The sequence below is a fragment of the Pseudonocardia sp. N23 genome, from assembly GCF_002583555.1.
Lineage (GTDB): Bacteria > Actinomycetota > Actinomycetes > Mycobacteriales > Pseudonocardiaceae > Pseudonocardia.
The window spans coordinates 21,708-29,362 of the sequence record NZ_BEGX01000010.1; the positions used below are offsets into that span (position 1 = coordinate 21,708).

6 protein-coding genes and 1 pseudogene are annotated in these 7,655 nt (G+C 73.5%); all 7 read right to left on the bottom strand.

Annotated features, from left to right (window positions below; translation table 11 throughout):
- Positions 1 to 21: 21 nt before the first annotated feature.
- Positions 22 to 1,584: an SCO6880 family protein gene (locus TOK_RS05195; protein WP_098956646.1), complete on the bottom strand. Its 1,563-nt coding sequence runs from the start codon at positions 1,582 to 1,584 to the stop codon at positions 22 to 24.
- The gene (locus TOK_RS05200; RefSeq protein ID WP_098956647.1) at positions 1,581 to 3,041 is read right to left on the bottom strand and encodes a hypothetical protein; all 1,461 of its coding nucleotides are present in this window, start codon (positions 3,039 to 3,041) and stop codon (positions 1,581 to 1,583) included. The genes TOK_RS05195 and TOK_RS05200 overlap by 4 nt, the downstream gene beginning before the upstream one ends.
- A complete protein-coding gene (locus tag TOK_RS05205) occupies positions 3,041 to 3,931 on the bottom strand; it encodes a hypothetical protein (RefSeq protein ID WP_098956648.1) in 891 nt (296 codons plus the stop codon). Before TOK_RS05205 ends, TOK_RS05200 begins: the two co-directional genes overlap by 1 nt.
- A 16-nt stretch (positions 3,932 to 3,947) precedes the next feature.
- Complete coding sequence (locus tag TOK_RS05210) at positions 3,948 to 4,283, bottom strand: hypothetical protein (protein WP_098956649.1); 336 nt, start codon at positions 4,281 to 4,283, stop codon at positions 3,948 to 3,950.
- Entirely contained in the window at positions 4,280 to 5,341 is a 1,062-nt protein-coding gene (locus TOK_RS05215; RefSeq protein WP_253258191.1) for a hypothetical protein, read from the bottom strand. The genes TOK_RS05210 and TOK_RS05215 overlap by 4 nt, the downstream gene beginning before the upstream one ends.
- On the bottom strand, positions 5,338 to 7,089 hold the full coding sequence (locus tag TOK_RS05220) for a transglycosylase family protein (RefSeq protein ID WP_098956652.1): 1,752 nt from the start codon (positions 7,087 to 7,089) through the stop codon (positions 5,338 to 5,340). The genes TOK_RS05215 and TOK_RS05220 overlap by 4 nt, the downstream gene beginning before the upstream one ends.
- Positions 7,090 to 7,195: 106 nt before the next feature.
- Positions 7,196 to 7,655 (bottom strand): annotated as a pseudogene (locus TOK_RS05225) (hypothetical protein); the annotation flags it as partial.

The following is a 7,655-nucleotide window of genomic DNA, read 5'->3' on the forward strand; positions in this document are numbered from 1 at the left end:
GGGGGGAGCGGGGAAGGCGCATCAGTCCAGCGCCCCCCGCAGGCGGGGCAGCCCGATCCCGACCGGCAGCGCCGCGGCGACGAACGCGCTGTCCTGCGCGAGCTCCAGGCGCAGCAGCCGGAACCGGCCCGAGGCGTCGTTCTCCAGCTTCGCGGCGTGGTCCTCGAGGTTCCACCCGGCCGGGACGGTGATCGAGGCGGCGACGGTGAACCGGACCATCGAGTGCCCGGCGGCGACCGCGGACTCCTGGTTGCGCGCCCCGCCGGCCTTGCGGTGTTCGGCTGCGGTGGTGTTGAAGCCCTTGTTGGCCTTCCAGTCGGTCATGACGTTGTTGCGGAAGCGGTTGGACTGCACCGCCCGGTTCGCCGCCCGCGCCGAGAGCACTTCGTAGTGGATGGCCAGGGTGCGCCGCTCCCCGGCGGTCCGGACGGCGAGCAGCGGCCCGAGGGAGCCGAAGATGGTGCCGGGTTCGGGCATCATCACCGCGTAGGACACCGAGGAGAACCCGTCGTGGTGATACGCGCGGGCGGCCGGGGTCGGGGCGAACGTCGGGCCCGCCGCGGCCATCGGCAGCCCCACACCGCCGTTCTGGCCGGCCGACACGGCTCCGGCGTGGACGAGCTGCTGGTTGGTCAGGACCGCGGCCGCGGCCGGGTTGAACCCGGTGCGGATGGCCTCGGCCATCCCGGCGCTGGTCAACCAGCTCACCGACCGGATGCCCAGGGACTTCAGCGCGTCGTCGAGACCGTCGAGGACCCGGTAGAGCACCGCCGCGCGCCCGGCGGTCCCGCCGCCGGCAGCGGCGGCGGGGCGGCGCAGCGCGGACTCGGTGCCGGACACCGTCACGAACAGCTCCGTGCGCACCGACACCGAGCCGATGGTGGCGTCGAGCTCGTCGGTCGCGAGCCGGGCCAGGTCGGGGGCGCCCGGGTGTTCGTGAGCGGTGCGCCAGACGTCGTACTCGGTGCCGTCGTCGGGGACTGTGCGCACCAGCAGGGACATGCGGTCGATGACCTCGCGGTGCCCGATCGCGATGAGTAGGTTCCCCAGCCGGGCGGCGAGGCGTTCGCACTCGGCGTCCGACAGCATCCCGACCCCGGAGTGGGTCAGCCGCGCGGTGGCACCCCAGCGGCCGTCGCCGGTGTCGTGGATCAGGCACAACCGGCCCTGGTCACGGAACGGCGGGCCGTCGGGGAACGCGACCCGGGCCAGCACGCCCGGGAGGTCGGGTTCTTCGCGGGGACCCGGCAGCCCGGTGGCGGCCTTGGACTGCCACAGCGACCAGCGCATCAGGACTCCTGTCTGGAAGAAAGTCAGGTCGGCGAGCCAGCGGAACGCCGAGCGGCCACGGACCGGGACGACGATCAGCGCGGCAGCCAGGCCGTCGACGAGCAGCCAGCCGAACGCCGCGACCCACCGGCCGGCCGACAAGCTCAGCAGCACCGGCACGACCAGCGCCAACAGCGCGACGGCCTGGGCCGGGGTCAGCCCCAGTACCCACCCGGCGCGTTCACGGTTGTTGAGCTCGCGGTAGATCCGCAGCGACCGCACCGACGCGGTGTCGCTGCTGGTGCGGGTGCTCATGCGACCGGCGGCACGTCAGCCGCCGCGGCCGCGCCGCCCCCACCACCGGGACCACCAGAACCGCCGGAGCCGCCGCCCGGGCCGCTGCTCACCCCGGCCGGTGCCCCGCCCGGTGTCGGGGGCGCGATCGCCTGCGCGGGGGCGTCCGGGGACACCGGCAGCCCACCATCAACCGGCGCGGACCCATCACCACCCGAACCCGACGAGGAGTCCGTCGAGTTCGGGTCACGCTGGGAGCGGTCCTGGTTCTGGTTGCTGCTGTTGCTGTTCCCAGCACCGGCCGGGCCGCCGTAGCCCCAGCCGATCCCGGCCCCGTCCATCTGGGCGTTGCCGAAACTCGTCGCGGCCGCGGCCGCACCGCCGACCAGCCCGCCCAGCTGCGACACCCCACCACCGGACCCGCCGGACGAGCCGGAGGAGCTGCCGCCCCCGGACGAGCCGGAGCTGGCCGCGTCGAAGCGGGAGGTGTTGGACTCCTCCGCGCTCGAGCCGCCGTCCGCGGCGCCCGCCGAGCCCGAACCCGAGGAGCCCGACGCGGAAGACAGGTTGGAGCGGAACGTGGCTCCGGCGGCGGTGCCGGGCTCGACGAAGGCGAGCAGCCGGAACACCGCCAGCGGGCAGAACAGCGACACCAGCAGCACCCCGGCGCCGGCGAGCAGCCCACCGATCCCTGAGGGCTGGGCGAGCATGTTCACCCCGATGACCAGCACCAGGGCCAGCGCGGGCTTGAGCATGATCGCGGCGATCGTCCAGCGCAGCGCCCGCCAGAACCAGCTCGAGGTCGTGTTGGTCATCAACCCGGCCGCGGTGATCGGCAGCGTCGCGACCAGCACCAGGATCACCGCCTGCCGGAAGACCATCTCCAGCAGGTAGCCGATCCCGGCGGGGATGACCCCGAACACGCTCACGATGCCCAACACGACCGAGCGGGCGCTGCCCTCGACCTGATCGCCCAGGTCGGGCGGGGTGTCGGTGAAGACCTTCCCGAGCTTCGCGCCGTCGAGGATGCCGACGAAGTTGTCCGAGGACAGGCCCTTCTGCAGCAGCAGCTGGGTCAGCCCGTCGGCGCCGCCGAGCAGGACCGTGACCACGCCCAGGCTCAGCGCGCACGCCACCCCGAACGCGACCGGGCCCGACGCGACGCGCCAGAACCCGACCCCGCCGCGCAGCACGGTGACGGCCAGCTGCCAGAAGAACAGCCCGAGCGCGACCGCCCCGGCGATCCACAGCAGCGTCGGCCACACCGTCGAGAACGGCGACCCTGCCGCAGGCATGCCGTCGGCCCCGGCCAAGTCGGTGTTGAAGGCGAGCAGCCCGTCGACCAGCTCCAACGCGGTGCGCAGCAGCCACACCGACGCCGACCAGATCGCCTTCATGATCGAGTCGAGGACCGTGTTGAACGCCGACTCGATGCCGTCGCTGATACCGGGGATGTGAGGGATGAGGCTGGTCGGCATCAGGGGCTCCGCAGCGGCAGGTAGCCCGCGTCGAGTGCTTCATCCGATCCGGGCCACGCGATCGGACCTGCAGCGGCCGCGGCCCCCGGGGCGATCTGCCAGGTCCGCCCGTTCCACCGGAGCGCCTGGCAGTCCCCGCCGGTGCTGGTGATCGGCGTGCCGTTAGCCGTTACGTCGACCTCGCCGATTACGCAGACGACGGCGTAGCGGCCGCCGTCGGTGGTGCCCTTGATCAGCCCGGCCATTGGGGTGAACGTCATGGACAGGTTCGTCAGCGCTCCCTCCATCGGGAGCCGTCCGGCGCGGCGGGCGTCGACCAAGGTGCGGTGCATCCCCGTGGAGTCGACCCCCGGCGCGCCCGGGGCAGTGATCGAGGCATAGGCCAGCTCGTAGGCCTTGGGGTCCGCCCCCTGCAGCCCGACGCGGGTCAGCTCGGCCAGCTGCGCCAACGCCCCCTCCGGAGTGGGCGGGAACTGGTCAGCGAGTACGCCGTTCCGGCCACCCGCGGGTGGCAGGGTGATCAGCGCGGGCGGGGTGCGGGTACTCAGCGCGTGGGGGAAGGCTGCGGCCTCGGGCAGCTGCGGCATCGGGCGGGTGGCCAGCGCGGTCTCGGCGGCCAGGTCCCAGCCGGGTTCCCCGGTGACCGGGTCGGCCGGTGGTGAGCCCGGGTCGGGGTCCTTGCCCAGCCCGAGGGTCACCGCGACGAGCCCGATGAGCAGCAGCATCGCCAGCGCTCCCAAGCTCGCCAGCAACAGCCCACCCCGGCCCCGCCGCGGCTGTGAACCGGGGGCGGTGACCGGGGACCCGGGGCCGGTCGGCGGCGGGAACGGTGAGCTGGGAGTGGGGCGGGTCTGCTCGTCGGGGGAGAACGGTGCCCCGTTGGGGTTCATCGTCGTCATCCCCGGGTCAGGCGTTGCCGGCGATGGTGGACAGCAGCACGTAGCCGATGGCGTAGAGGAACGCCGACCCGACCGAGGCGAAGATGGTGATCGCGCCCATCCGCCCGAAGCGGTGGTGATCAGCGATCCGCCCGCCGGCGAACATCGCCACGCCGGCGAAGAAGCCGAGCACAATGGCAGCCCCGGCCCCCCACTTCACGTACCCGATGACCTGGGTGATCTTGTCCGCGCCGGGCGGGGCCGTCGCCCCCGGATTCGGGATCTGGGCGGGCAGCGGGATCTGGGCCGGCAACGTGCTCATCCAGCGCAAGGTGTGGTCGGTCAGGGCCAACGTGAGGCTCATCGGGGTGCCTTTCGGGAACGGGAGGCAGGCGGGGGGAGCAGGTTCCAGCGGGTCAACAGCGGTGCGAGCGCGTCGAGGAGCCGGTCGGGCAGCAGCTCAGGGGTGACACCGCCGATCGCGACGTCGTCGTCGTGGGGCAGGAAGACCGCGGTGTCGGTCATCGGCTCCAGCCGCCGCCCGGCCGCGCCCACGACCCCGGCGGGCCAGCGTTTCCCGCCGACCACGACCAGCTGGTAGGGGTAGGTCGCGGCACCGACGTTGACCCAGGGCTCGAGGCGGGCGAGGACCTGTTCGGCGTGACGCAGCGACGGCCGCGTCGGGCGGACCACCAGCAGCGGACGCTGCGCCGGGGTCCCAAGCCGGAGCCAGCCGCCCGCCCCGGCCAGCGGACTGGCCGCAGCCCGCCAGCCGTCATGGCCGACATCGACCACGGTGACGTGCAGCGGGTCGACCTCGGGCAGCCACTGCGGCGGCGCCGGGACCATCCCCGGCGTGACCACCGGCAGCGAACTCTCCAACCGAGCGAGCAGGGCTTGGCCGCGCCAGGAGTAGCGCAACGACAGGTCGGGGGTCAGCGGCGAGGTCCAGGGGCCCTCGGCCTCGGCGGCCGCGGCCAGCCCAGACCGGGCGGGGTCGGCGGCGTCGATGAGCAGCACGCACCGCCCGGCCAGCTGCAGGAGGTCGGCGATCGCCGCGGCGACCACCGACGCGCCCGCCCCCGGGGAGCCGGACACGACCGGGATCAGCGCACCGAACCCGGCCCAGCTCACCGGCTCGACCGCCCCGGGTGGCAGGTCCAGGGAGGTCATGGCGGCCGCGGCGCCCCCCATTCGCGCCGCGACCGCCCCCGCATCACCGTCCCGGCCCGCGGCCGCGCAGCGGGCCGCGGCGGCCGCGGCTTCGGTGAGATCGACCTGGTCGATCCGGGTCTGCCCCGCTCCAGCGCGGGCCGCGCGCTCGAGCTCGGCAACGAACTCCGCCACCGTCCCCGCCCGCCGCCGCCCCGGGCCCAGCCCGGGTGCTGCGGCCTGACCGGAGTGGTGTCCGGTGACTGTCACGACAGACCGAGCTTGCGAGAACATGCGGGCCAGGCCGAATAGCCGCCGCGGTCGGCCTTGACCTTCTCCGCTACCGCGATCTGCTGTTCACGGGTGGCCTGGTCCGCGCTCGGCGCGTACTGGTCGCCGCCGTAAGCCTTCCAAGTGGAGGCCGCGAACTGCAGGCCGCCGCCGTAGCCGTTGTTGGTGTTGATGGCCCAGTCGCCACCGCTCTCACACTGGGCGAGTTTGTCCCACGTGGTGTTCGTGCTGGTCGTGGCATCCGAGCCGGACTGCGTGTCGCTGCCCTGGCCGCCGGCAGTCGCCGAGTCGTCCGAGGTTCCCTGGTCCTGCGGTCCCTGCTGGTCCTGGGACTTCTCGTCGTCCTGCGCTTCCTGGTCCTGGTCGTCGGAGCTCTGATCGTCGTCGGTGCTCTGCTGACCGCTGCCCGAGTCCTGAGCACTGTCCTGGTCGCTGTCGTCCTGGTCACTGTCCTGGTCACGGTTGGCGTCCGCGGCGCCGTCGGAGGTCGAGGAGGTGCCCGCCCCCGCGGTCGTGCCGGTGGTGTTGGTGTCGGTGCTATTCGTGGTGTCGGACTGCTGGCCGCGGCCGGTGATGCCCTGGGCAGCGAGCTGCTCGGAGAGGTTGCGTGCGACCGGGTCGTCTCCTGCGGAGGACAGCTCGTCGGCCAACGTCTGGGCCTTCGCCTCCCACGCCTCCGCGCCGCCGGTGGACGTCGTGTCGGTCGCGGCCCCCGAGCCGGAGGAGCCGCCACCCGCGTGGCTGGTGTCTTGGGCCGTGGTGTCGCCACCGGTGGTGGTGTCGCTGCCTCCCCGGCCGGTGTCGCTTCCGGTGGTGGAGGTGTTGTTGCCGCGTTCGGTGACCTGGTCGTTGACGGTGTTGCCGGTCCCTGTCCCCTTGCCGCGGGCCTGCTCGATGATCTGGGCGAGCTGGCGAGCTGCGGGATCGGAGTTGCCGGTCAGCTCAGCGAGCAGGGCGTCCGCCTCGGCCGACCACCCGCCCGCACCGGCACCGCTGCCCGCACCAGCGTCGGTGCCTGCTCCAGCGTCGTTGCCCGGGTCGGCGACGCCTGCGGCGCTGTCGCCGGGGTTGGAGTCGAGTCCGCAGACCTGGAGGCCGTCGGCGGGCAGTGCGCGGACCGCGGCGGCGAGAGCGCCACCGGCGAGCAGCACGGACCCGGCCGCGGCGCTGGGCACGATCACCGGCCCGGGCCCCCCGCCCGTGCCTGCACCTGTGGCCGTGCTGGTGTCGGCGGCTTTCTCGATGCTGGTCCGGAGGTCGGCGGGGGTGGGGGAGTAGCCGGCCTTGGCCAGCGCGACCGCGAGCGTTCCGGCGGCCGGGTCATTGCCCATGGCGGACAGCGTCGAATCGGCGAGGTCGTGTACGCGCTGGCGCCAGCCAGCGGCCACCGAGGGCGTGATCCCCAACGCGCGGATGCCCGAGCTCAGCGCCGCGGCGCGGGTATCCGAGCCGGCGAGAGTCAGTGAGGTCACCAGCTCTCGGACCTGCCCGAGGAGCTTCGCTGCCTGCTCGGGCGTGAGCTGTCCACCGCCCCCGCCCGGGCCACCGGTCATGTCGGAGTCCTTGGTGGTGGTGGTGTCGGCGGTGGTGGTGTCGGTGGTGGTGTGGACGGTGCACGTCCTGGTGTCGGTCTGGTCGGCGACGAGCGCGGGGGTGGTGGTCAGGGCCGGTCCCGCGGCCAGCGCGGCGGCGACGGCCAGGGCGCCGACGGTGGTGGTGACGGGCATGGTCACTGCTCCTTGGTCACGAGACGATCGATCTGGGCGGGTCGGCGGCCGGTTACCGAAGACGAGGCACGCAGGGCGTGGGCCGCCTCGCGGCGGCGGGGGCGGCTCATCGCGGCCCGTTTCCGCAGGTCGCCGCGGTCGGGTCGACCTCCCCAGAGCCCGAGCCCGAGCCTGAGTCGGAGGCGGAGTCGAGGGGGGTCGTGTCGGCGGCGCCGGTGTCAGTGGTCCCCGTGTCGGTGTCGGCGGGAGTGGTCTGGGTGCCGCCGCTCCAGTCGGACAGGACGCGGAGCTTGGCCCACGGGATGTGGTCGAGGGCGACGAAGTCCCCGGAGAGCCCGGCCTGGGAGTAAGCGTCGGAGTCGGGGGCGTACTCGGCGATGAGCGCCATGCGGGCGCCGCCGTTGTCCCCGACGTAGGCGCCGTAGGTCTGCAGGGCCTTCGCGATCGCTTTTTCGCCGCTGCTGATGCCGGGGATGGTGTCGACGTCGATGCTCGGGTCGAGCTGGACTCGTGCGCCCTCGGGGATCGGCGAGCCGGCGCCGTCCATGTTCGAGCCGTCGGTCTTG